Genomic DNA, 22,738 nt, shown 5'->3' on the forward strand with positions numbered 1-22,738 from the left:
CATCGAAACCTCACCGCCATGAACTATACCAAAATAAAAAACTGGCTGCAATTCCTCACCGACGGAATCTGGAGAATAACCGAAGATGAGGTATCCCCCATACGGCGTCAGTTATATTCATGCATTAAAATCGTTTATCTTTCTGTCAACCAGTTCCTGAATGACCGCATTCAGATCCGGGCATCTGCCCTGACATACAGCACACTGCTGTCCATCATCCCCATACTTGCCATCCTGTTTGCCATAGCACGCGGGTTCGGCTTCGACACCCTGATGGAAATCCAGCTCCGGCAGGGAGTGGCAAGCCAGCAAAGCGAACTGATTATTTCGTGGATAAACTCTTATCTGGAGCATGCACAAAGCGGCATCTTCATCGGCATCGGCTTAATCATGTTACTATGGACCGTACTCATCTTGACAGACAACATCGAACGAAGCTTCAATGCAATCTGGCAAGTCAAACGGCCGCGCTCAGTTTTCCGGAAAATAACAGATTACTTTTCCATGATTCTGCTTTTACCGTTACTGATTGTCATCTCAAGTGGTCTGACCATCTTCATGACAACCTACATAAAAAGCATGGATAACTTTCTGGTCCTTGCCCCTATCCTGAAGTTTCTGGTAAGGCTCACCCCTTACGCCCTGACGTGGGGAATGTTTATCGGACTATATATCTTTATACCCAACACCAAAGTCAAGCTGAAACATACATGGTTTCCGGGTATACTGGCAGGAACAGCCTTTCAGGCATTTCAGTTCTTCTATGTAAACAGCCAGATATGGGTTTCGAACTACAATGCCATCTACGGTAGCTTTGCTGCCATCCCGATGTTCCTGTTATGGACTCAGATTTCGTGGACCATCTGCCTCTTCGGTGCCGAGATGAGCTACATCAGCCAGAATCTGGAATCATTCGATTTCGGAAAAGAAACAGAACACATCAGCCGCCGCTATCACGATTTCTTCTGCACCATCATTCTCTCGGCTATCTGCAAGAACTTTGCAGAAGAAAAGAAACCTTATTCGGCCGAAGAAATCAGCAAGCAATATAAAATACCAATCCGGCTGACCAAACGAATCTTGTATGAATTGCAGGACATACACCTCATTTACGAAACCATAGAAGAAAAGAAAGGCGACATACGCTACCTGCCGGGAATGGACACAAACAAGCTGACAGTAGGTATCCTGCTGGAAAAACTGGATTCCACCGGCTCCGAAGACTTCAAGGTAGACCGCCGGCAATACTCCGAATCCTGGAAAATACTGCAACACGCGCGTCAGGAATACATCTACAACAACAGTCAGGTATTGCTAAAAGACTTATAAGAGCAGCCGTCCATCCGACGGAATCCCCCAATAACAAAGAAGAGCAAAAATGAAACACGTGAATCATTTTTGCTCTTCTCCTTTCTATATATGCAATTATTTTGTAAGCTGCATCATACGGCTCAAGTACTTGCCGATAATATCAAATTCCAGATTAACAACACTTCCTACATGCAATGTATGAAAGTTGGTATGTTCATAGGTATAAGGAATGATGGCAACCTGAAAAGTGTCTTCCGTAGGATTGCAGACCGTCAAGCTGACTCCGTTGACAGTAACCGAACCTTTGTCTACCGTAAAGTAACCACGTTTTGCCATTTCCGGATCGAAAGCATACTTAAACGTAAAATACCAGCTACCTTCAGCATCGTCTATTGCCACACAAGTAGCGGTCTGATCCACATGCCCCTGAACGATATGACCATCCAGACGACCGTTCATCAGCATACTGCGCTCCACGTTCACCTTATCGCCCGGCTTAAGCAGACCGATATTCGAGCGGTCGATGGTTTCCTTCATGGCTGTAACCGTATAAGTTCCATCCTGAATACTTACCACTGTCAGGCAAACCCCGTTATGAGAAATACTCTGATCAATCTTCAGTTCATCAACGAACGAACATTTCAACGTCAGATGCAGGTTCTCCTGATCTTTCACCACTTTTACTACCTCCGCATATTCTTCTACTATTCCTGAGAACATAACTTCACTTGTTTTATATTAATATTCCGATTCAATCATTTCACGGGGATAGGCTTGCTCCATACGGTGTTACCATCCGAATCGACTACCGAAATAGTTCCTCCGGCATAATCCTCCGTATAACTGTTTCCTTTCACCAACATATCTTCGGCCATATGAACAGCCTTTTCTTCTGTCTTTATAAAGAAACCCTTGTTGTCACTTGACTCACCATCCGAGAAATAAATATCATAAGTTTTCATTATCTACTAAGTTTTAATATTGCAGGCGCAAATATATATAATCTCAACAATAAGAAACAAACTTATGGCATAAAAAAAAGAGAAACCAACTTTTGTCGATTTCTCTGAGAGAGCGGAAAACGAGACTCGAACTCGCGACCCTAACCTTGGCAAGGTTATGCTCTACCAACTGAGCTATTTCCGCATAAAGCTTTCAATATGTAAAAGAGCGGAAAACGAGACTCGAACTCGCGACCCTAACCTTGGCAAGGTTATGCTCTACCAACTGAGCTATTTCCGCATTATAGTGCCCAGAACAGGACTCGAACCTGCATGCCTCTCGACACACGCACCTGAAACGTGCGCGTCTACCATTCCGCCACCTGGGCATTTCAGTCTTTCGACAGCGCAACTTTATTTGCTTTCGAGCGGAAAACGAGACTCGAACTCGCGACCCTAACCTTGGCAAGGTTATGCTCTACCAACTGAGCTATTTCCGCAATTTTAACCGGTGAAGGAAATGAGACTCGAACTCACACGACATAATTGTCACCACCCCCTCAAAGTGGCGCGTCTACCAATTCCGCCATTCCTCCGGTAAGGTTTGCCTTGGTGCCCAGAACAGGACTCGAACCTGCATGCCTCTCGACACACGCACCTGAAACGTGCGCGTCTACCATTCCGCCACCTGGGCTTCTTTCTGCGCAAACCTTTGTGCTTTGAGCGGAAAACGAGACTCGAACTCGCGACCCTAACCTTGGCAAGGTTATGCTCTACCAACTGAGCTATTTCCGCATTGTAACATTAAGAGCAAACGGTTTTCCCGATTGCGAGTGCAAAGGTAATGCTTTTTCCGAAACCTCCAAAACATTAGGATATTTTTTTCACGAAAAACTATTAGAATGTTTCCATATGCACCTTCACACGGGTATACACCCCGCACAATATCAGGTATTCCGGCTCCGACAAAGCAAGATGAGCTGTACACGACTCCCTATAAGTATTTCCCGCTGATAACCAGATTATTTTCCTTTCTGTATGAGAAGAAAAAAGAAACGCCTGCACGCTTAAACTAATCCGTGCAGGCGTTTTTTCCGTTTTTTGTACAAAAAATCGAAGTTTTTGTACAAAAGCCTAAAACTTTTGTACAAACTTCCATGTAATATCACGGCAGCATCCGGAAAACTCAGGCATCTGCTGCACAATACATCAACACATTCTGTCGCGGTAATCCTCGTAACGGAAATTTCTGTATATTTCCAGTTCGCCGTTGGAATGAAGCAAGGCGATGGAAGGATGATGAATACCGTTGAACATATTGGTCTTTACCATTGTGTAATGTATCATGTCTTCGAACACAATCCGTTCGCCTACCTGCAACTCATGGTCGAATTTCCAGCTTCCCATGTAGTCGCCACTCAGGCAACTGTTTCCTCCCAGACGATAGATATGCTCTTCGGGAGCGGCAGTCTTGACCGCATCGGGTGGAAGCGTTTCGGCATTGCGCACCTTGGGCTGATAGGGCATTTCCAGACAGTCGGGCATGTGACAGGTGAAGCTGACGTCAAGTATGGCCGTACGTATACCTTTGCTTTCTACAACATCGACAACCGATGCCACCAGCGGACCGGTCTGCCAGGTAAAAGCTGAGCCCGGCTCCAGAATAATCTGAAGATTGGGATAGCGTTCACGCAGCCCCTTCAGCAGGCCGATGAGATGCTCCACGTCGTAATCCTTACGCGTCATCAGATGTCCCCCGCCCAGATTCAGCCATTTCAGTTGCGGGAACCAGCGGGAAAATTTCTCTTCGATATGCTTCAGCGTACGCTCCAGTTCGTACGAACTCGATTCGCAGTGACAATGGCAGTGGAAACCTTCTATCCCTTCCGGCAGGCGGTCGGGCAACAAATCGGCAGTCACTCCGAAACGGGTACCCGGAGCACAAGGATTATACAGCTCGACTTCCACCTCCGAGTATTCAGGATTTACACGTATACCGCACGATACATGTTCCGGATAAGCCTTCACCTGCGGATAAAAGCGCTCGAACTGCGACAGCGAGTTAAACGTGATGTGACTGCTATACTTCAGAAAAGCCGGAAAATTGGCCTCCGTGTAAGCCGGAGAATACGTATGCGCCTTGCTTCCGAACTCCTCGAAAGCCAGACGAGCCTCGTATTCAGAGCTGGCTGTCGTGTAATGAATGTACTCACGGAATATCGGGAACGACTTCCACATGGCGAATGCCTTGAAAGCCAAAATAATCTCCACTCCGGCACGGTCGGCCACGCTCTTTATCAAACTCAGGTTCTTTCTGAGCAAATCCTCTTCCATGACATAGCAGGGAGAAGGAACTTTTGTTACATCTAACATAGCTGTTTATCTTATTCTATTATTTTAAATCGTGCAAACTTCAGCAGCAGTTGTTTTTCACCCGCATTGCGGAAGCGAACCGTTGCCTTACAATTATCGCCAGTACCCTCCACCTTGACGATCTCGCCTATGCCGAAACGTTCATGCTCTATCTGTTGTCCGGCGTGAACTCCGTTGCCGACAGAGGAAGCCGACGCACCGGCAGAAGCCGAAGCTGAAGGTATCTTGCGCAGTACCCGCGGAGCTGCCGGCTTGACAAAGCGGCGAGGTTCCTGAGGTATCTCTCCCCCGTCGAACATCGAAGGTGAGCTGTCGCGCGTATACCGTGGGGTATCGGCTGCCACCTCCCGACGGAAGCGGCTCGCTCCCTCGTCTATCTTGCGGGATATGACATCTTCCTGCGGCAGGTTCAGGTAACGGGCATCAATGTCTTTCAGGAAACGGCTGGGACTGCTGAATTCCATCTTGCCGTACTTGAAACGGGTTTTGGCAAACGACAGGAAGCAGTGTTCCTCGGCACGGGTTATGGCTACATAAAACAAGCGGCGCTCCTCTTCCAACTGCTTATACGAGTCGCCTGCCATCGGACTGGGAAAGAGATTTTCTTCCAATCCCACGACGAAAACATTCTTGAACTCCAATCCTTTGGCCGAATGAATGGTCATCAGCGTAACCTTCATTGCGTCATCCGCTCCTTCGCTGTCCTGATCAGTAAGCAGGGAAACCTCCGAAAGATAGTCGGTCAGCAAGACATGCGTGTTGCCCTCCTCCTCACGGTCGGCACAGAAATCGTGCATACCGTTTATCAACTCCTCGATATTCTCCTGACGGCTCAGGTTCTCGGGCGAACGATCCTGATAAATATCACTGATGATTCCCGACTGCTGGACGATATTCTTACCCAGCTCGTAGGCACTGGTCTGCGAAACAGCCTCCACGAATCCGGCAATCAGGCTGCGGAATCCTTGCAGTTTGGTATGCGTACCTTTCGCCAGTTCCAGTCCGTAGGCAAGAGGTTCGGTCACAACTTTCCACAGGCTGACCTGATTTCGGGTAGCCGCATCGATAATCTTGCTCAGCGTCGTACTACCTATTCCACGTGCCGGATAATTGATGACACGCTTGAAAGCCTCTTCATCATTCGGATTGACCGCCAGCCGGAAATAAGCAATCACGTCCTTTACCTCCTTCCGCTGGTAGAAAGACAAGCCTCCGTAGATACGATAAGGCATTCCCCGCTTACGTAAAGCCTCTTCGAAGATACGGCTCTGTGCATTGGTTCGGTATAAGATAGCAAAATCGTCGTACGAATAACTGTTCTTTACTCGAAGCTGTGCTATTTTGTTGGCAACGATTTCTCCTTCTTCCACATCACTATAGGCATTGAACACGGTAATCGGTTCCCCCTTGTCGTTTTCGGAGAATACCTCCTTGCGTATCTGCTCCCGGTTCTTCTCAATCAGGCTGTTGGCCGCCTTGACAATGGTCTGCGTGGAACGGTAATTCTGCTCCAGCTTGAACAGACGGGCATCCTTATACAGGCTCGTAAACTTCAAGATATTGTCGATATTCGCTCCACGGAAAGAGTAAATACTCTGCGCATCGTCGCCCACCACGCAAACTCGACGGTATTTTTCGGTCAGCTGCATCACGATGCAATGCTGGGCATAGTTGGTGTCCTGATACTCATCTACCAGCACATAGCGGAAATGAGAAGCGTATTTCTCGCAAATTTCAGGATGTTTGCTAAATAATATATAGGTGTAAACCAGTAAATCGTCGAAGTCCATGGCATCGCTCTGCCGGCAGCGCTCCCAGTAGCGGCGGTAAATATCGCGTATGGCAGGTACCTTGGCAGCCGAATCATTCTCGTAAAACTCCCGGCTGGCGGCATAAGCATCGGGCGACACCAGGTGATTCTTGGCATTGCTGATGCGCGATTGTACCATCCCCGGCTTATACGTCTTGTCGTCCAACTGCATTTCCTTGATAATGGTCTTTATCAGACTTTTTGAATCGGCAGAATCATAAATGGTAAAATTGGATGAAAAACCGATGGCTGCCGCCTCCGCACGGAGGATACGCGAAAAGATGGAATGAAAAGTCCCCATCCATAAGTAGCGCGCCCGCTCTGTGCCTACCCGACGTGCGATACGCTCTTTCATCTCACGCGCCGCCTTGTTGGTAAATGTCAGCGCAAGAATGGACCACGGTTCGTAACCGTTGTCCAGCAGATAAGCTATCTTATAGGTCAGCACACGGGTCTTTCCCGATCCGGCTCCGGCAATCACAAGCGAAGGTCCGTCGTTGTATAGCACCGCAGCCCGCTGACTCTCATTTAGTTCGTTCAAGTAATCTGTCATACAGGTCAATCTATTTCAGGCACAAAGATAGCACAAATCCAGCAGTGTCCTAATAGATTTCCATACAACGGCAAAACAAATTTCGTACTTCGGGTTCTATCTGCCGACTTAAAACAATCGGTTTTGCGACATTATACACCAGCATAAAAAGTAACTTTCCCGCTTCAAACTCTATTTAGAATGGTCTGCCCTGCAACATTCTCCCCCTAAGTACAAGAAAAGGAAGCCCTCCGGAGGTTTTTCTCCGGCAAGACTTCCTTCCTTTCTATTTTCGAAAATAAGTTCCGGCTCCCGACGCCCGAACAATCAATTTAGCAGACGACAGCCGAAATATAATGATTAATTTTTAAAACTATGAATAGGAGCAGGTATACGTCCCTTACGACTCACAAAGGCTTCACAACTAAAGCGGTTAACCGGCATGACAGGAGCATATCCCAGCAATCCTCCAAACTCTACCGTATCGCCAACTTCTTTTCCTATCACCGGAATGATACGCACCGCCGTAGTCTTCTGGTTGATCATACCGATAGCCGTTTCGTCGGCAATGATGCCCGATATGGTAGCAGCCGATGTAGAACCCGGAATAGCAATCATATCCAATCCTACAGAACAAACACAAGTCATTGCTTCCAGTTTCTCGATGGTCAGCGCGCCTGCTTCTACTGCATTAATCATTCCCTGATCTTCGCTGACCGGAATGAAGGCACCACTCAATCCACCTACATACGAAGAAGCCATTACGCCACCTTTCTTTACCTGATCATTCAGTAAGGCAAGAGCGGCAGTTGTACCCGGTGCCCCCGGATGCTCCAATCCGATTTCCTGCAAAATCTCAGCCACACTGTCGCCGACAGCCGGAGTCGGAGCCAAAGACAAGTCGATGATACCAAACGGAACACCCAACCGGCGTGATGCTTCCTGTGCAACCAGTTGTCCCACACGGGTAATCTTGAAAGCAGTACGCTTAATCGTTTCACAAAGAACCTCGAAACCTTCTCCACGAACCTGCTCCAGCGCATACTTCACAACGCCCGGACCGCTTACGCCGACATTGATAATCGCATCGTCTTCCGATACGCCGTGGAAAGCACCTGCCATAAACGGATTATCATCGGGAGCATTACATAAGACCACTAACTTGGCGCATCCTAACGAATCACGTTCTTTGGTCAGTTCTGCCGTTTCTTTAATAATTTCTCCCATCAGACGAACCGCATCCATATTAATGCCCGTCTTGGTAGAACCCACATTGACAGAACTACAAATACGTTCCGTGCATGCCAACGCTTTCGGAATAGAACGAATCAGCAATTCGTCGCTTCGTGTCATACCTTTCGATACGATAGCCGAATACCCTCCGATAAAGTTTACGCCCAGCTCTTCGGCCACCTTATCCAGTGTCTGGGCAATCTTCACATAATCATCAGGTGTATGACATGCCGATCCACCCACCAGTGCAATAGGAGTAATGGAAATACGCTTGTTTACAATAGGAATACCATATTCCTTAGCAATATCCTCTCCTGTCTTCACCAGATTCTTGGCAAAACGTGTCATCTTATTATATATGTTCTGACAGAGAACATCCAGATTACTGTCGGCACAATCCAGCAGATTTATTCCCATGGTGATTGTACGCACATCCAGGTTTTCTTTCTCTATCATCTTGTTGGTCTCGAGAACCTCGGATATATTAATCATAGTAATAGCTGTTTTTTAGATACGATGCATTTTATTGAATATCTCTTCACGCTGACATTTTACCTGAACGCCAATCTTATTTCCTGTTTCTATCAGTTCATTTACGATCTGTTCAAAAGGCTTCTGAATGTTTGCCATGTCGACAATCATCATCATATTAAAATACTCCTGCACAATGGTCTGAGAAATATCCAATATATTCACATTGTTTTCAGCAAGATAAGAACATAATCTTGCAATGATACCTACAGTATCTTTACCTACTACCGTAATAATAGCCTTATTCATAATCACGTTTTTTCTTATAGTTATTAATTTTACAAAGATAAATATTTATTATCAAAAGCCATCTTTCTGCAAACTTTTTTTGAGCGAATGCTTGCTTATTACAAAATATTATGTACCTTTGCATCGCTTTTGAAAGGAAGCACTCCTAAAAAGAGTTTTGGAGAGGTGGCAGAGTGGTCGATTGCGGCGGTCTTGAAAACCGTTGTACCGCGAGGTACCCGGGGTTCGAATCCCTGTCTCTCCGCAATAAACACTGAAAATCAGTAAGTTGTAAAACAAACACCCAATTTTACACCCAAGAATGTAAAATTGGGTGTTTTTGTATTATTTAAGATGAAATGCATCTTTACTCAGAAAAAAGTGTCTGAATAAAACAAAGCCAACTAAAAGAACAATCAAGTTATGCTCTTTTAGTTGGCTTTTATATCAGTTTAATTGCCTAACTGCAGCAATGTATCAATCCAATATGTGTTCCGGAATGGATGTAGTACTTAATACTCCTGTAATTTGATAATTTGTATTGGGAGCAGTCAGCTTCATAGTAAAGTCTACTGGTGCAGGGCTTTTTGTATGGGCGTTATCAAAAAGTTCCTCCCATTTCACACCCAAAAATGCTTGAATAACACTGAATATCTGATTATTACCCATTATTTGAAAGTCGTAAGATGTTGTCGTGTCATTGTTGTCAGTAACGTTTTCTTCTCCATCGGTTTGGAATGTTAAACGCAATCCGGGTATGTCGTGCAGTTGTTCTTTCGAATCGGGGGTGATGAAGAACTCGTAACTGCCTTTCATTGTTGGTCGGTCATATAATGTCCCATGGAGATTGTCTCTAGCGAAGATATAGGACTCTTTTGCAGGATTGTTTATGAAAAATAGAGTTGTGTTGGCTTTTAATAGAGGATGATTACTTTCGTCTATCATGTATGACAAATAGCAATCTGTCACTTTCACTTCAACGGTTTCCACATCCTTGGTAATATTGTCGGTAATGGTCAGTGTTGTACTTCCCTTCTGCATACCATACAAATTGATGTGTCCTTTTCTGTCATCCTCCTTATCGTTGTATTTTGAGTAAATGGCATTCAATATATTTTCATCCTCTATTGCCAAACTAATATCGCCACTACCGTTTATTATAGGAATAGAAGTAGCATTGCGCTCCAATCGTACTTCATAGTATCTTTTCTCAAGACTGAACGGAGCAAATGTTTCATTTTCATTATTATCATCGCTGCAAGCCATAGCAAGCAGACACATGATAAAAAGAATCGGGTTGATAAGTTTATTCATCATGGTTATGTGTTATTGTTTCTTTATCGTAAATTCCAGCTTCTGAAGTCCTTTCTTATAGACATTGGCAAGGATGAGGGCGTAACGGAGTTCTTCGCCCGGCTTCATGGATTGGGTGATATGGGCAAACTCACTTTCAGGAATGACCTCCTTGAACATCGGACCGGATGATTCGTTGCGCACCAGCCGTATTTCATCCGTAAGCGGTGACAATACAAATGAATAGATTGCCATATAGGGTATTTTATTGAATTTTAGCCAATTCGGATCTGCCTTATCAAGAATACACTTTAACCAAATGCGGGCATTATCATAAGACGGAAGGCTGTGACCGTCGGCATAGGAAATTTCTCCATTCTCATTGACAATGATTTCCTTTTCTATGGCATATTTGTTAAAGGGGCACATATCATAGTACTCAATGTCTTCCTCTGAATTGATTTCTTTATCTACAGGTATCTCCGGCTTTGTGACAATACGGTCTTGAAGGATTCTCAACAGCGAATAGGTACGGTCTGGAGCATCCATGGGAGTATTGGCGAGAATGGTTCTCTCCACCGAAAGGTAATATTCATGTCCTCTTTCGTATGTAAACCATTTAATACTATTAAAGCCAAGTGGCTCCCATACTCCGGGATTGTCTTCAGACATAACAAGCATACACTCTACAGGAGTATCACTGCCCCATGGTATGTACGTACCTGTTTCGGCAGAAACGGACATCTTGATTTCATTGACAACATCTTTTGGCTCATCATCGCTGCAACCCACTGCAAGGAAGGCAGTGATTAAAAAAAATGGAATAATAAACTTATTCATATTCGTATAATTCCCTATTGGCTCTATTGGGCTATTAATTTTATATTGAAAAAACGTGAGCCAACTATGCCACGTCTAAGTGAAGGTCGTAGGAAACCTCTGATACAGATGTAACAATAGCAGCCCACGCTATATGCGTGAGAACCACTATGCTATCTCTTGTATCAGTTTGAAAGTTTCCTACGTTTTCACCTACAAGATAAACATAACGCTTCTTCTTTTTCTTATGTCATGGAGAGGGTTAGCCCAATCCGAATACAAAATTAGTTATTTTATTGATGTTTTGCGATATAGAGAACAGAATTTATAACCTAAATCCTCTATTTTTTCTTGGCTCTTCTGTTTTTCGCAATCCTTCCTGTAGCTTCTCCCATTGTTCCCTGAACCATTCGCCTATCGGCTGTCTGTTTATGGTAAGTATCAGTTTGCTATCATCGGTTGGATTCTTTTCCACCTTGAAAATATCATTCTTGATTTCAAATCTTCGCCAATGCTCTTCAGAATAAATCCTACCATTGCACCTAATAGCTTCCTTTTTTGTCAAAAGACTGTTTATCATATCTTTGGTAAATCCGATGGCATAACATAGTCTTTCCATCCTCAACATTTCTTTGAGTAATGGAAACCAGTTGAACGCTTTTTCAAGAATGGTATTCAATCGTGATATTTCCTTGTCTTTGGTTTCAAGCTCTTGATTATGTATTCCTTGTAGGTTACGAATCTGCTTGCCGTGCTGTTCCTGCATTTGTTGCATCTTGGCTTTTAATTCATCAATACCCTTGTCACGCTTGGTAATTTCATGACGTAAATTCTCATTGGTTTGTTCCAAATCTTTCAATTTTCCGCTTCCGAAAAGAGAACCGACACCGCTTGCTATGGCAGTAGCTGCATCAGTGGCTGCGCTTTTGAGTTTGTCGGTGCGTATTTCCGATTTTACCTGTTTGAGTTCTTGCTCAGCAAGAGTTACCTGCTGCTTCTTGTGCCTTTGGGTTTCCTCTATACGTTGCAGTTCGGCTTTCTGTTTCTTTATGATGAAATCGTTACGTTCCAGATGTTCCTTGCCTGTTTCGGTTTTAGATTGTCCTCGTTCCATCAGGAGAATGTCAGAAGCCAAACTTTGCATTTCGGTCATATCCTCGTCATTGAGTTTACAGCTCTTTCCTGTATCGTGGTTCATCCAATCGAAAACGATATGAGCGTGATAATTCGGCTTGAACCACTTTCCATCAATTTGGAAACTCTCCCTATCTTCAGCTTCGGGTTGTCCGCTCAGCCAATGTCCTTCATCTTTGTGCAGGAAGATTTGCAGCGGAGTAATACCCCAGCGTTGTTTGCACTCCTCGCCAAATTTATGCACATCTGCCAATGTAGTGTCTGCTCTGATGAGCAACACCCCCTCACGGATAGGTGAACACCCTGCCACCTTGATGATTTTTCCGTTCTTGCCTTTGCGTTCACGTTCTTTCTCCTGCATGGCACGACCTGTCTTTTCCTTGACCATCCGTTTGATGTTGTCGTAATGTGTCCGCAATTCGGTAGTGCCGAAGTCAGGATTTACCCACTGCTCGTTATCGGTGGAAAGTTTGGAAACGACATAGATTCTGGACTCTCCGATGTTGCGCATGTACTCGGCAGTCCTTCGGTTGTGTGCCTCGCTCGATGCGATGTTGCAAGGCTTGATATGTATGCTTGATTTTGTTGCCATAGTTTTTTGTTTATGTTAGATTACTTTGTTCGCTTTCGCAGAGGGATTCTTAGGGGTGCGACCCATAAGCGGAGTTTCCAAAGAGAGGGTCACTCTTTGGTCTGGGTTCTCAGGGGAGAAACGCCCTGAGTGGGTTATTAGGGCAAAGCCCTAATCCCCTCGGGAGAGCCCACAACTACGAAAGCGAAGCGTGTAGTTATAGTGGGCTATAACCGAAAGCCGTTTTTCTTTTTCGGTGGCCGGCTGTGCGTCTCCTTTGCAGACTGGGCTTGCCTCTTTCTTTCAGTCTGTTTCTGTAAGTATTCGTTCAAGTCCTTGCATCCGCTGTAGGTCTGCGAAGCGTCACGGATGTATAAGTCCCTGCCGTATTCCACACGTATTTGTTGGAGTGCTTCCATCCCTGCACGGTCATTGTCAAAGAAACAATGGATGCGCTCGTAGTTCCCCAAAGGGTAGAGGGCTTTGGAAACATTGGCTACGGAGTTCAGCACCATGTAATCTTGCCTATCCAGTTCGGGATATTTCGAACAACTCTCCAATCTCAAAGTAAGGAATGAAAGATAGTCCATAAACCCCTCAAACACATAACACGTTTCCCTCGCTGTTCCCGGCTGTTTGATATGGGAAATCTCTTTCGGTGCGATACAGCCTTTAAAATATCGGTTGCGGATTTCATACCCACCCGACACGTTGGGAAAGGCAATGGCGAAATACCGTTTGCCGTGATGGGAGAAATGCGCTTCACTGCATTCTCTTTTTGCCAGTGCAATGTTTATCCCCCTTTCCTGCAAATAGGTGAGCAGGGCAGGAGAAGAAAGCGGTACAATCTCCAGTTGTTGGAAACTTGGCTCGGAAGATGATTGCTTGCCAAAAGAAAAAGACACGGGATGAATACGGGGTGTCTGTTCTTCGATTCTTTGCAGGAGATATGGCACATGGTCGGAACAATAAAGTTCCTGTGCCAGTGCGATGATATTCCCACCCTTGCCGAGTGCAAAATCATACCATTGGTTACGTTCAGTATTCACCTTGAACGAGGCTTCCGTTTCTTCCCTTAGCGGTGACTTATACCACAGGTTTATCCCCTGCTGTTTGACCGGAGAAAAGCCCAGACTGTGCAGATAATCTGCTATCTTGATTTGTTTCGCTGTCTGTATATCCATAAAACGATTGGTTTAATGATAATTGAATTGGTTTATTTCTCTTTTCGCCCGTACCTCTTTATGAAGTACGATCTATAATCACTTCACTTTATTCTCGTATATATAGGGTACGGTAATAAAGTGAAGCGGTTTTGCCACATTCCGCAACCACTTCGCTTTATTTCTGATATATAGACCCTCGGAATAAAGTGAAGCGATTGCAAGGTGTAGGCTAATAGTGGAAGTCGGGCATGAACGTGTACTTTCTGCCGTTCTCCTGCACTATCATCCGTTTGTTCCGAAGCATGGTGATGAGCGGTACCGCCTTTTGATGGTTCAGCTTTACACCTACTGACATATAGCTTTTGATTAAAGCATTTTCCAGTTCCTTGTAGCCGTATTCCTCTTTCAGTCCGAAAACAGCTTCCAATGCGATTCGGTGCTGCTGTTCGGTGATATGCCTGTAAGGGTCGAACTTTTCTTCTTCGGGTCTTCCCGGTTTCTTGGTTTCCGGCTTGTAACCTTCCAACAGTTCGGGCAGGGCATTGTCATTGATACGGAATGAAAAAGGCTCGAAGTCCATTGCCCGTATGTGCATGGCTGAAACATTGCTTATATCTCCATTGCTCTTGTCCTTTTCCACAAGGAGGACGGTTTCCGCCTTGTTGTTCAGTTCCGTGCCGATATGTCCCCTTGCGTTCTCATCGCCCTTGTTTTGGTGGAGTATCGTGTGGATATGTATCTGCCTGTCATCCGTCCACTGCATCAGCTTGGATATGATACGTGTCGATTCACCGGGACTGTTGATGTCATATACCATGTCACGTATGCCGTCTATGATTACAAGGGCTATGTCAGGCGTATTGTAGATAGCCTGTTCGACAATCCTGATACGCTGTTCGGGCGTGTATTTCCTCAAAGCGAGAAATTCAAGATTTTCATTGTCCCTGTCATCGGGAAGCCCCGCCATCCGTAAAATACGTTTCATGACTTTCAGACAATGATAAGGGCTTTGTTCCGTGTCCACATAAAGGATTTTCCGTTTGTCTTCCGGAAGTTCCGCCACATATCGTAATACGGTGCCGTTCTTCAATGCGGCGGCTACGATAGCCGACACATTGAACGTCTTTTTACTTTTGGCTTTGCCGATGGATGCGCTGAAATTGCCCAATGTCCCAATGACAGAACCATGTACTTTGAGGATTTCAGGTGCTTTCTCATAACTTTTCGACAGGCTCAAACGTGAGGCTTGCCAAAGGATAATGGCTTCTTCTGCCGATATGTCTTTAGTCTCTTTAATATAGTCCATAGCCATGCCTCCCGTTATTTTCGTCCTCCTGTTTTCTTCCCGGCCAGTTCAAGGGCAAGCTCCACATCTACGATAATCTTGCGTCCTATCTGGGTGATTGCCTTGTCAATCTTTCCGCTTTTCTTGATGCGGTTGGCGGTGGGCAGGCTGCACCCGAACAGTTTGGCAATGCCCAGTATTCCGTACACATACTTCCTTTCTGTGTCCGTAACGGGCTGTGGTTGCATTTCCGTTTGACCGGAAGCGTGTTTGCTTAAGAATATGAACTCTTCGCCTGTCATCTGCCAGACGGGTTTTGATAATAACTCTTGAAGATTTGTCATCGTCCAATCTATTTAGTCGTTAAACAATCAGCCCTGCGCACTGGCTGTTATTTCTGTTCTCGAACGATGCAAAATTAGGTAGGTTTATAAGTGGTAAGGATGTGGTTAGTGTAAATGGAATATTTTATTATTTCTTTGAATATCAGGCAATAAAAATACCACTCAAAAATTAATTTGAGTGGTAAAAGTGGTTATTTCGTAATATGTCAGGGGATATCACGGATTATCGGAATATTGCGTCCATTTCTTTGGCGAACTTCTGGTTGCTGTCACTTGGGAAATCGGAAACAGGTTCCTTGTATTTTGACTTGTAATAGTTCTCTTCAATATCCAGCATTTTGAGGATATTCTTTTTCCAATTCTCCCTGTCTAGTTTGGGCAGTTGTTCACCCATCAGGAATATCAGGTAGCAGACACGTATTTTCTCTCTCGTTTTTATTTTCAGCTTGCATTTGCCGGGGTGCAGATTCATACAAGCATAGAAATCATATTCGGAAATATTCTCGAATTGTTCTCCTACGCAGGTCGTGTAAACGTGCGAAAGCAACTCCATGTCGAAATATTCGTGTTGTTCCTCTTTGGGTGCTTCTTCTTGCATATCGGGTTCGCTTGGCTTGGTTAGCTCTTCCGGTTTATCTTTAGCTGCGGGAATATATTTTGCTAATATTTCCATAAAATGGAAACTCAATTTATAAATATCTCCGCAGCAGTTCTCTATATATTGGAAAGCCTCTTTTCTTGCTTGCTTTTGCAATTCATAAAGCCTGTCCAGTTCTTCTTTTTCTTTCTCATATTCAGCCTTGCAGCGTTCATATTCCTTTTCGGCTTGCTTTTCTTCTTCTGCCGTATGTTCCCTGTAACCAATAGAATCATATCTGTTATATGCCTCGTTCAAAGGCTTGTTTAGTCTTTGTGTAATCTCCAGTTGTTCCTCTATATCAATATTATATCTATCAGCGAAATGGTAGCACACACGAGAAATTATCTCATCATCAAGCAATGGATATTTTTCGTAAAGCATCATGTTTTTCTCTATCTCGGCTCTTAGACTGTCGAGAATCAGAGTGTACTGTTCTTTCTGCTTGTCAAGTACCAATTCAAGGATAGCGGCTTCAAAAGCTTTTGTGTCATTGTATTGCTTGTAGAAGTTCGTGATGAATTTCTGCTTGTCAAAGGAAAAAGTATGGCTTACAATAAAGTCGCTATATATTCGGTTGAGTTCGCCATATTGGGGAATCATAATCAGTATTTCTCCTGCCATATACGCTTGGTTTATGAATTCTTGTCTTTATCAAGAAAGGAAGCCAGTTCCTCTTCCACTTCTTCTATACTTGGCAGAGCCGATTTTAAGTTTTCAGGTATAGCCTTGCTCAGTTGGTAATCGCTGATGCCTATCGGCTGGTCATAGCCTGTCAATGCGTATTGTGCTACAATTTCGTCTTTTCCCTTGCACAGCAACAACCCGATAGTCTTGTTGTCGTTCTCTCCCCTCAGTTTATCATCCACCACATTGATGTAGAAGTTCAGTTGCCCTGCATACTCCGGTTTGAATGGGGTAGCCTTTAATTCTACCACGATATATGCGTGCAGTGGAATAGAATATAGTATCAGGTCTGCATAGAAATCGCTGTTTCCGACTTGGAAATGTTTCTGTCGTGCAACGAAAGCAAAGCCATTGCCCATTTCCAGCAAGTAACGGGTAACGTGCTTAACCAACTGTTCTTCTATGTCCCTTTCGTCTGCTTTCTCTTTAGTTCCAGCCAAATCAAAGATGTACGGGTCTTTCAACAGGTAATTGGCGAGGTCGCTTTGTGGTGCAGGAAGCGTAGTGGTGAAATTGTTTACCTTATTATTGCTGATTTGTCTGCTGTACAGGTTGGTTTCAATTTGTATTTTAAGAACATTGCTGCTCCAGCCCATTTCCACAGACTGCTTCATGTACCAATAGCTTATACCTAACGGTAGCGAACTGTCAAGTATAGCCATTTGGCTTGCCCAGTTTATTTTGGCAACAGGAGAGGTCAGGAAAACTTTTTCTATCTCCCTAATCTCTATCCTGTAAATGGCAGAAACTGTTTTTTCTACGTCCTGAATTTGCGCAGTAGCCTCCTGCGTAAATTTTAAAGACTGGTAATCAGCGGATTGTATTTGCGCAGTAAGTTCCTGCATAAATTGTCCGTTGTTTAGTTTCAAGACTTCATTTGTAACATTCTGTACGCTTGGAACAGATAGCCTTACATCCGTATCAATGAAACTTCGTAGCACGTTCAAGGGATATGACCGTGCGAATTGGCACATATAAGTAAGGTTACGTTCCGAATAGCCTTTCTTTTCAGGATAATTGAATCGGATAGCTTTTGCCAGTTGCTTGATGATTTTGCTTCCCCAGCCTTGTAAGTTCTGATGATACAGGATATAGTTGCCTATTTTCCAATAATGGAATAGCATTTGCGCATTGGCTGCGGTAATTAGCCTGACTTGCGCCTGTTCTATTTCCGAACCGACAGCATGAACAAATGCGTCAAAGTTCGTTCTTTCTATATGGTGTTCTTTGTTGTTTTCCATGTTTCAATGTCTATTGTTGTCGCAAATATAATTCAAATAGCGGATAATCCATGAAACTGTTTGATACTTTTATAGTTGATTAAATTTGTTCATGGCGTTCGCCTTAATATCATCCGCTATGTCAATGTAGGGTTTCATAGCCTTGTAGTCGCTGTGTCCCGTCCATTTCATGACCACCTGTGCCGGGATTCCAAGAGCCAGCGCATTGCAGATGAATGTCCTTCTTCCGGCATGGGTGCTTAACAAAGCGTACTTGGGTGTGACTTCATCTATACGTTCATTCCCTTTGTAGTAGGTTTCCCGTACAGGCTCGTTGATTTCCGCCAGCTCACCCAGTTCTTTCAGATAATCATTCATCTTCTGATTGCTGATGACGGGCAATGCCATGTGATTCTCGAAATGAACATCCTTGTATTTTTCAAGAATGGCTTTGCTGTGGTCGTTCAGTTCGATTATCAGGCTGTCCGCTGTCTTGACTGTGGTGACTTCAATGTGGTCGGGTTTCACATCGCTTCTTTTCAGATTGCGAACATCCGAATATCGTAAACTCGTAAAACAGCAGAACAAGAAAACATCCCTGACACGTTCCAAATACTGCTTGTCATGCGGTATCTGATAATCTTTCAATTTGTTCAGTTCTTCCCACGTCAGGAATATTACCTTTTTAGAAGTGGTTTTCAATTTGGGTTTGAATGTATCGTATGCAATGTTCTGATGGTGTCCTTTCTTGAAACTCCAGCGCAGAAACCATTTGAGGAATCCCATCTGTTTGCCGATGGTACTGTTTCTCATGTCTTTCTTGTCACGCAAGAAATTGACATATTCGTTCAATCCGAACTCATTGAAATATTCAAAGGTTACATCTTCTTTGAACTCTTTGAGGTGATTTTTCACTGCTGCAAATTTTTCGTATGTGGATGCCGTCCAATTATTCTGATTGCCACACTCCTTTACAAACTCATCGAACACTTCCCAAAAGCTGACAGGGGCTTCTTCCGTCTGTTCTTCACTTGTATTTTTCATCCGTAAGTTGAACGCATCTTTTAACTGTTGCGTGGTAGGCATGGTTTCCTGTACCTCAAATTCCTTGAACACGTTTTGCATTTCGGCATAGTATTTCAGCAAGTCCGCATTGATTTCGGATGCGCTTTGCTTTAGCTTGTTGGTGCATCCGTTCTTTACCCGTTGTTTGTCGGCATCCCATTTGGCTACGTCAATCCGGTAGCCTGTTGTAAACTCGATACGTTGGCTTGCGTATATGACACGCATACGGATAGGCACGTTCTCTACGATTGGCACACCGTTCTTCTTCCGGCTCTCCAATGCAAAAATGATGTTACGTTTGATATTCATAATTGGGTGCGTTTGAAATTCTACACCCAAATATACACCCAAAAATTGAGATAGCAAAAGACATTTAGAAAAATTTAGATTTACTCCGTATCGTGGATAGTGTATGATTATCAGCGATTTGTGATTTTATGATATTTTCTGAAAGCGTAGGTTCGAGAGCCTGTCCCTCCGCCAATAAGAAGTGTAAATCAAGCATTTGCGAGGTTTACACTTCTTTTTTTATATTCCGAATTAGAACCTCTATCTGTTTTATTGGAACATCCAACAACTGAAGTGTCGTACAAGTCTATATACATAAAATGGTTCCACTAACAATACAGAACCATAAAATTCAGTTTATATTTGTTGAATACGTTACAGCCATCTAATTTATGACTTCAATAAAAAAAGTATTTTATAGCACATCAAACCATTTACATAAAAACTGAATATGATAAATATATATCCTATCTCCTACAACAAAAAGCAATATCTCGATTTACTGCTCCTTGCCGATGAGCAAGAATCCATGATCGATCGCTATTTAAAACACTGAAGAAGGTAAAGGTATCTACGAAATCAAAAACATTGCTGTCTATCCACAGTTCCAGCGTCAGGGATATGGAAAAAAGTTGATATTCTTTCTTCTGGAACATTATAAAGCTCGACGCCATACAATGCTTGTCGGAACCGGAGACTCTCCTATAACTATAGCCTTCTACAAGAATTGCGGATTTGTATATTCACATCGGATACCCAACTTTTTCACCAACAATTATGAGCATCCGATTTTTGAAGCAGGTAAACAATTGAAAGATATGATTTACCTTAAAATTAAGATAAGTAAATAAGGAGCAACGCAAAAATCAAAAAGATTCGTCGACTAAAATAGAGAGTTTCTCTAACTATACAGAAAGAATCACACACTTACCTAAAAACGAAAAAACATCAAATATAAAAACAGACAGTCTACCCCACTTGCTAAACTCCTGACATTTCGCTATATTTGCGCCCAATATAACAACAATTAACCAGACATACCTATTATCAAAATGAAGAAATGTTTATTAACTGCTGCTTTAGCCCTGACACTGGGAGGAGCCAGCATGGCACAAAGTACCAACCCATTTCTATCAGAATCGTATGGTACTCCGTATGAAATCGCTCCTTTCGAAAAAATCACGACCGACAACTATCGAGAAGCTTTTCTGAAAGGAATGGAACAACAGAAACAGGAAATCAATGCCATCATCCGAAATCGTGCAGTACCTGATTTCGAAAACACAATCGTAGCTCTCGACCGCAGCGGAAAACTGCTAACAAAAGTTGAATATGTATTCGGAGCCATTGCAAGCAGCAATTCCACCGAAGAAACCCGTGCACTGGAAAAAGAGCTTTCTCCTCTGTTCTCTGCTCATTACGACGACATTTATCTGAATCCTCAGCTTTTTGCTAAGGTGAAGGAAGTTTACGATAATCAGAAAAAATTCGGACTGGATAAAGAACAAACAAAATTACTGGAAAACGTATACAAACGCTTCGTTCGTGGTGGTGCAGGTCTGAACGACGAACAGAAAGCAGAACTACGCAAGCTGAACAGTGAAATCTCGTTACTGGAACTTACTTTCAGCCAGAACCTGATGCACGAAACCAACAATACATTTGTCACTGTCGACAAGCTGGAAGATATGGAAGGCCTTCCTGAAGCAAACATTGAAGCTGCGGCTAAAATGGCGGAAGAAAACGGACAGAAAGGCAAGTGGATGTTCAACATGCAACGTCCCAGCTGTAATCCGGTGCTGCAATATTGCAAGAACCGTGACCTGCGCCATCGTGTATACGATGCTTATTACAACAGAGGAAACCAGAATAACGAATACGACAATAAGGAAATTTCCCGCAAACTGGTTACCTTACGTCTGCAAAAAGCTAAGTTAATGGGCTACGAAGACTATGCTTCGCTTGCTCTCGACAACCGTATGGCAAAAAATGAACAGAATGTTTATCGTCTGCTCAATCAGGTATGGACACCTGCCGTAGAAAAAGCAAAAGAAGAGTTGAACGACATCCGTGCCGAAATCAAGAAAGAAGGATACGACTTCGAGCCGGAGGGATGGGATTATATGTACTATCTCAACAAGGCCAAACAGGCTAAATATGCCATCGACGAGGATAAAGTGTCAGAATACCTGGAAATAAATAATGTAATGAAAGGTATCTTCTATGTAGCCAACAAGCTGTATGGACTGACATTCAAGGAATGTACTGATAAATTCCCCGTATACGAAAAAACTGCACAGTCGTGGGAAGTTATCGACAAAGACGGAAAGGTACTGGCTATTTTCTACAGCGACTACTATCCACGCGACGGAAAAGGTGCGGGAGCGTGGTGTACCGGCTTCAGAGATCAGTCATACAATGGAAAAGAACGTGTACTGCCTATAGTAGTGAACGTCTGCAACATGACAACAGCCAGTGGCGACAAACCAGCGCTGCAAAGCATTGACAACGTAACAACCATGTTCCACGAGTTCGGACACGCACTGCATGCCTTTATGCACGACGTTCATTATAATGGAGTATCGGATGTAGAACGCGATTTCGTAGAACTTCCTTCACAAATCAACGAACACTGGGCTTTCGAACCCGAAGTGCTGAATATCTATGCCAAACATTACCAGACAGGAGAAGTCATCCCGATGGAGCTGGTACAGAAAATAGAAGAAAGTGCCAAGTACGGTCAGGGATTTGCAACCGTAGAATACTTAGCAGCCTCACTTACAGATATGGATCTGCACACCTTGAAGGAAGTTCCTGCCGACCTGAACGTGATGGATTTCGAAACTCAGAAACTGAAAGAACGTGGCATTCCGTCACAGATCCTTCCACGTTACCGCGTTACAAATTTCAGCCATACCATGGGAGGCGGATACACAGCTGGATATTATAGCTACATGTGGGCGGAAGTGCTCGACTGTGATGCTTTCCAAGCCTTCAAGGAAACAGGTGACATTTTCAATCAGGACCTGGCTGAAAAATTCCGCAAATATATCCTGACTCCGGGCGGTATAGACGACGGAATGACGATGTACAAGAACTTCCGTGGACGTGAGCCTCAAATTGATGCATTACTCAAGAACCGTGGATTACTGAAAGAAGAGCCTCAGACACTTACCAACGGCGACATCGAAAAAAGATAAATCCTTTCTACCACCAACCTTGACCGGTAGACTTACCTTATAATCCCTCCGGATGCCTTTACGACAAGAC

At 43.9% G+C, this 22,738-nt stretch carries 17 protein-coding genes, 8 tRNA genes and 1 pseudogene; 4 read left to right on the top strand and 22 right to left on the bottom strand.

What is annotated here, in order from left to right; translation table 11 throughout:
* The first annotated feature begins 18 nt into the window (after positions 1 to 18).
* Positions 19 to 1,329 (top strand): YihY/virulence factor BrkB family protein, encoded by a 1,311-nt coding sequence (locus WKT12_RS06880; protein ID WP_021970468.1) that lies wholly within the window; start codon positions 19 to 21, stop codon positions 1,327 to 1,329.
* A 96-nt stretch (positions 1,330 to 1,425) separates the two neighbouring features.
* Here the strand turns inward: WKT12_RS06880 and WKT12_RS06885 are convergent, their stop codons facing one another.
* The 13 genes from WKT12_RS06885 to WKT12_RS06945 form a co-directional block, all read right to left on the bottom strand.
* Positions 1,426 to 2,031 carry a riboflavin synthase gene (locus tag WKT12_RS06885; protein WP_021970469.1) on the bottom strand — a complete coding sequence of 202 codons (606 nt, stop codon included), beginning with the start codon at positions 2,029 to 2,031 and terminating at the stop codon, positions 1,426 to 1,428.
* 35 nt (positions 2,032 to 2,066) lie between these two features.
* Positions 2,067 to 2,273: a hypothetical protein gene (locus tag WKT12_RS06890; protein WP_340319230.1), complete on the bottom strand. Its 207-nt coding sequence runs from the start codon at positions 2,271 to 2,273 to the stop codon at positions 2,067 to 2,069.
* Between the two features lie 111 nt (positions 2,274 to 2,384).
* Positions 2,385 to 2,457, bottom strand: a tRNA-Gly gene (locus WKT12_RS06895).
* A 23-nt stretch (positions 2,458 to 2,480) separates the two neighbouring features.
* Positions 2,481 to 2,553, bottom strand: a tRNA-Gly gene (locus WKT12_RS06900).
* Between the two features lie 7 nt (positions 2,554 to 2,560).
* A tRNA-Leu gene (locus WKT12_RS06905) sits at positions 2,561 to 2,641 on the bottom strand.
* A 38-nt stretch (positions 2,642 to 2,679) separates the two neighbouring features.
* Positions 2,680 to 2,752 (bottom strand) — tRNA-Gly (locus WKT12_RS06910).
* Between the two features lie 12 nt (positions 2,753 to 2,764).
* Positions 2,765 to 2,848: transfer RNA gene (locus tag WKT12_RS06915), tRNA-Leu, on the bottom strand.
* 14 nt (positions 2,849 to 2,862) lie between these two features.
* A tRNA-Leu gene (locus WKT12_RS06920) sits at positions 2,863 to 2,946 on the bottom strand.
* A gap of 28 nt (positions 2,947 to 2,974) precedes the next feature.
* A tRNA-Gly gene (locus WKT12_RS06925) sits at positions 2,975 to 3,047 on the bottom strand.
* A gap of 414 nt (positions 3,048 to 3,461) precedes the next feature.
* Complete coding sequence (gene nspC, locus WKT12_RS06930) at positions 3,462 to 4,625, bottom strand: carboxynorspermidine decarboxylase (protein ID WP_340319231.1); 1,164 nt, start codon at positions 4,623 to 4,625, stop codon at positions 3,462 to 3,464.
* Between the two features lie 11 nt (positions 4,626 to 4,636).
* Positions 4,637 to 6,988 carry an ATP-dependent helicase gene (locus WKT12_RS06935; protein WP_340319232.1) on the bottom strand — a complete coding sequence of 784 codons (2,352 nt, stop codon included), beginning with the start codon at positions 6,986 to 6,988 and terminating at the stop codon, positions 4,637 to 4,639.
* 339 nt (positions 6,989 to 7,327) lie between these two features.
* Positions 7,328 to 8,692, bottom strand: coding sequence for a PFL family protein (locus tag WKT12_RS06940; RefSeq protein ID WP_340319233.1), 1,365 nt, complete (start codon positions 8,690 to 8,692; stop codon positions 7,328 to 7,330).
* Between the two features lie 15 nt (positions 8,693 to 8,707).
* Positions 8,708 to 8,980 carry an ACT domain-containing protein gene (locus tag WKT12_RS06945; RefSeq protein ID WP_021972077.1) on the bottom strand — a complete coding sequence of 91 codons (273 nt, stop codon included), beginning with the start codon at positions 8,978 to 8,980 and terminating at the stop codon, positions 8,708 to 8,710.
* Between the two features lie 159 nt (positions 8,981 to 9,139).
* Between WKT12_RS06945 and WKT12_RS06950 the strand changes: the two genes are divergently transcribed.
* A tRNA-Ser gene (locus WKT12_RS06950) sits at positions 9,140 to 9,224 on the top strand.
* A gap of 212 nt (positions 9,225 to 9,436) precedes the next feature.
* Here WKT12_RS06950 and WKT12_RS06955 read toward each other — a convergent pair.
* From WKT12_RS06955 to WKT12_RS06995, 9 genes are all read right to left on the bottom strand, one after another.
* Positions 9,437 to 10,276, bottom strand: a complete 840-nt coding sequence (locus WKT12_RS06955) for a hypothetical protein (protein ID WP_291565278.1) — start codon at positions 10,274 to 10,276, stop codon at positions 9,437 to 9,439.
* Between the two features lie 9 nt (positions 10,277 to 10,285).
* Positions 10,286 to 11,092, bottom strand: a complete 807-nt coding sequence (locus WKT12_RS06960; RefSeq protein ID WP_119193620.1) for a DUF4377 domain-containing protein — start codon at positions 11,090 to 11,092, stop codon at positions 10,286 to 10,288.
* A 304-nt stretch (positions 11,093 to 11,396) separates the two neighbouring features.
* Entirely contained in the window at positions 11,397 to 12,797 is a 1,401-nt protein-coding gene (locus tag WKT12_RS06965) for a mobilization protein (protein WP_125042712.1), read from the bottom strand.
* A gap of 206 nt (positions 12,798 to 13,003) precedes the next feature.
* On the bottom strand, positions 13,004 to 13,960 hold the full coding sequence (locus WKT12_RS06970) for a toprim domain-containing protein (RefSeq protein WP_117689207.1): 957 nt from the start codon (positions 13,958 to 13,960) through the stop codon (positions 13,004 to 13,006).
* A gap of 211 nt (positions 13,961 to 14,171) precedes the next feature.
* Complete coding sequence (locus tag WKT12_RS06975) at positions 14,172 to 15,248, bottom strand: AAA family ATPase (RefSeq protein ID WP_125042727.1); 1,077 nt, start codon at positions 15,246 to 15,248, stop codon at positions 14,172 to 14,174.
* 14 nt (positions 15,249 to 15,262) lie between these two features.
* Positions 15,263 to 15,571: a DUF3853 family protein gene (locus WKT12_RS06980; protein WP_009121544.1), complete on the bottom strand. Its 309-nt coding sequence runs from the start codon at positions 15,569 to 15,571 to the stop codon at positions 15,263 to 15,265.
* A gap of 223 nt (positions 15,572 to 15,794) precedes the next feature.
* Positions 15,795 to 16,832 (bottom strand): hypothetical protein, encoded by a 1,038-nt coding sequence (locus WKT12_RS06985; RefSeq protein ID WP_125042713.1) that lies wholly within the window; start codon positions 16,830 to 16,832, stop codon positions 15,795 to 15,797.
* A gap of 11 nt (positions 16,833 to 16,843) precedes the next feature.
* Positions 16,844 to 18,136: a PDDEXK nuclease domain-containing protein gene (locus tag WKT12_RS06990; protein WP_340319234.1), complete on the bottom strand. Its 1,293-nt coding sequence runs from the start codon at positions 18,134 to 18,136 to the stop codon at positions 16,844 to 16,846.
* 69 nt (positions 18,137 to 18,205) lie between these two features.
* Positions 18,206 to 19,489 (bottom strand): site-specific integrase, encoded by a 1,284-nt coding sequence (locus WKT12_RS06995; protein WP_118773625.1) that lies wholly within the window; start codon positions 19,487 to 19,489, stop codon positions 18,206 to 18,208.
* 430 nt (positions 19,490 to 19,919) lie between these two features.
* Here WKT12_RS06995 and WKT12_RS07000 point away from each other — a divergent pair.
* Both WKT12_RS07000 and WKT12_RS07005 read left to right on the top strand, forming a co-directional pair.
* Positions 19,920 to 20,319, top strand: a pseudogene (locus WKT12_RS07000) (GNAT family N-acetyltransferase).
* A 201-nt stretch (positions 20,320 to 20,520) separates the two neighbouring features.
* A complete protein-coding gene (locus WKT12_RS07005; RefSeq protein ID WP_340319235.1) occupies positions 20,521 to 22,668 on the top strand; it encodes a M3 family metallopeptidase in 2,148 nt (715 codons plus the stop codon).
* Positions 22,669 to 22,738: the final 70 nt, after the last annotated feature.

This window comes from Phocaeicola sp. HCN-6420 (genome assembly GCF_037890145.1).
Lineage (GTDB): Bacteria > Bacteroidota > Bacteroidia > Bacteroidales > Bacteroidaceae > Phocaeicola.

Coding starts and splice junctions, on each gene's coding strand:
- WKT12_RS06880 (WP_021970468.1), top strand. CDS start 19: ATGAACTATACCAAAATAAAAAACTGGCTGCAATTCCTCACCGACGGA.
- WKT12_RS06885 (WP_021970469.1), bottom strand. CDS start 2,031: ATGTTCTCAGGAATAGTAGAAGAATATGCGGAGGTAGTAAAAGTGGTG.
- WKT12_RS06890 (WP_340319230.1), bottom strand. CDS start 2,273: ATGAAAACTTATGATATTTATTTCTCGGATGGTGAGTCAAGTGACAAC.
- nspC (WP_340319231.1), bottom strand. CDS start 4,625: ATGTTAGATGTAACAAAAGTTCCTTCTCCCTGCTATGTCATGGAAGAG.
- WKT12_RS06935 (WP_340319232.1), bottom strand. CDS start 6,988: ATGACAGATTACTTGAACGAACTAAATGAGAGTCAGCGGGCTGCGGTG.
- WKT12_RS06940 (WP_340319233.1), bottom strand. CDS start 8,692: ATGATTAATATATCCGAGGTTCTCGAGACCAACAAGATGATAGAGAAA.
- WKT12_RS06945 (WP_021972077.1), bottom strand. CDS start 8,980: ATGAATAAGGCTATTATTACGGTAGTAGGTAAAGATACTGTAGGTATC.
- WKT12_RS06955 (WP_291565278.1), bottom strand. CDS start 10,276: ATGATGAATAAACTTATCAACCCGATTCTTTTTATCATGTGTCTGCTT.
- WKT12_RS06960 (WP_119193620.1), bottom strand. CDS start 11,092: ATGAATAAGTTTATTATTCCATTTTTTTTAATCACTGCCTTCCTTGCA.
- WKT12_RS06965 (WP_125042712.1), bottom strand. CDS start 12,797: ATGGCAACAAAATCAAGCATACATATCAAGCCTTGCAACATCGCATCG.
- WKT12_RS06970 (WP_117689207.1), bottom strand. CDS start 13,960: ATGGATATACAGACAGCGAAACAAATCAAGATAGCAGATTATCTGCAC.
- WKT12_RS06975 (WP_125042727.1), bottom strand. CDS start 15,248: ATGGACTATATTAAAGAGACTAAAGACATATCGGCAGAAGAAGCCATT.
- WKT12_RS06980 (WP_009121544.1), bottom strand. CDS start 15,571: ATGACAAATCTTCAAGAGTTATTATCAAAACCCGTCTGGCAGATGACA.
- WKT12_RS06985 (WP_125042713.1), bottom strand. CDS start 16,832: ATGGCAGGAGAAATACTGATTATGATTCCCCAATATGGCGAACTCAAC.
- WKT12_RS06990 (WP_340319234.1), bottom strand. CDS start 18,136: ATGGAAAACAACAAAGAACACCATATAGAAAGAACGAACTTTGACGCA.
- WKT12_RS06995 (WP_118773625.1), bottom strand. CDS start 19,489: ATGAATATCAAACGTAACATCATTTTTGCATTGGAGAGCCGGAAGAAG.
- WKT12_RS07005 (WP_340319235.1), top strand. CDS start 20,521: ATGAAGAAATGTTTATTAACTGCTGCTTTAGCCCTGACACTGGGAGGA.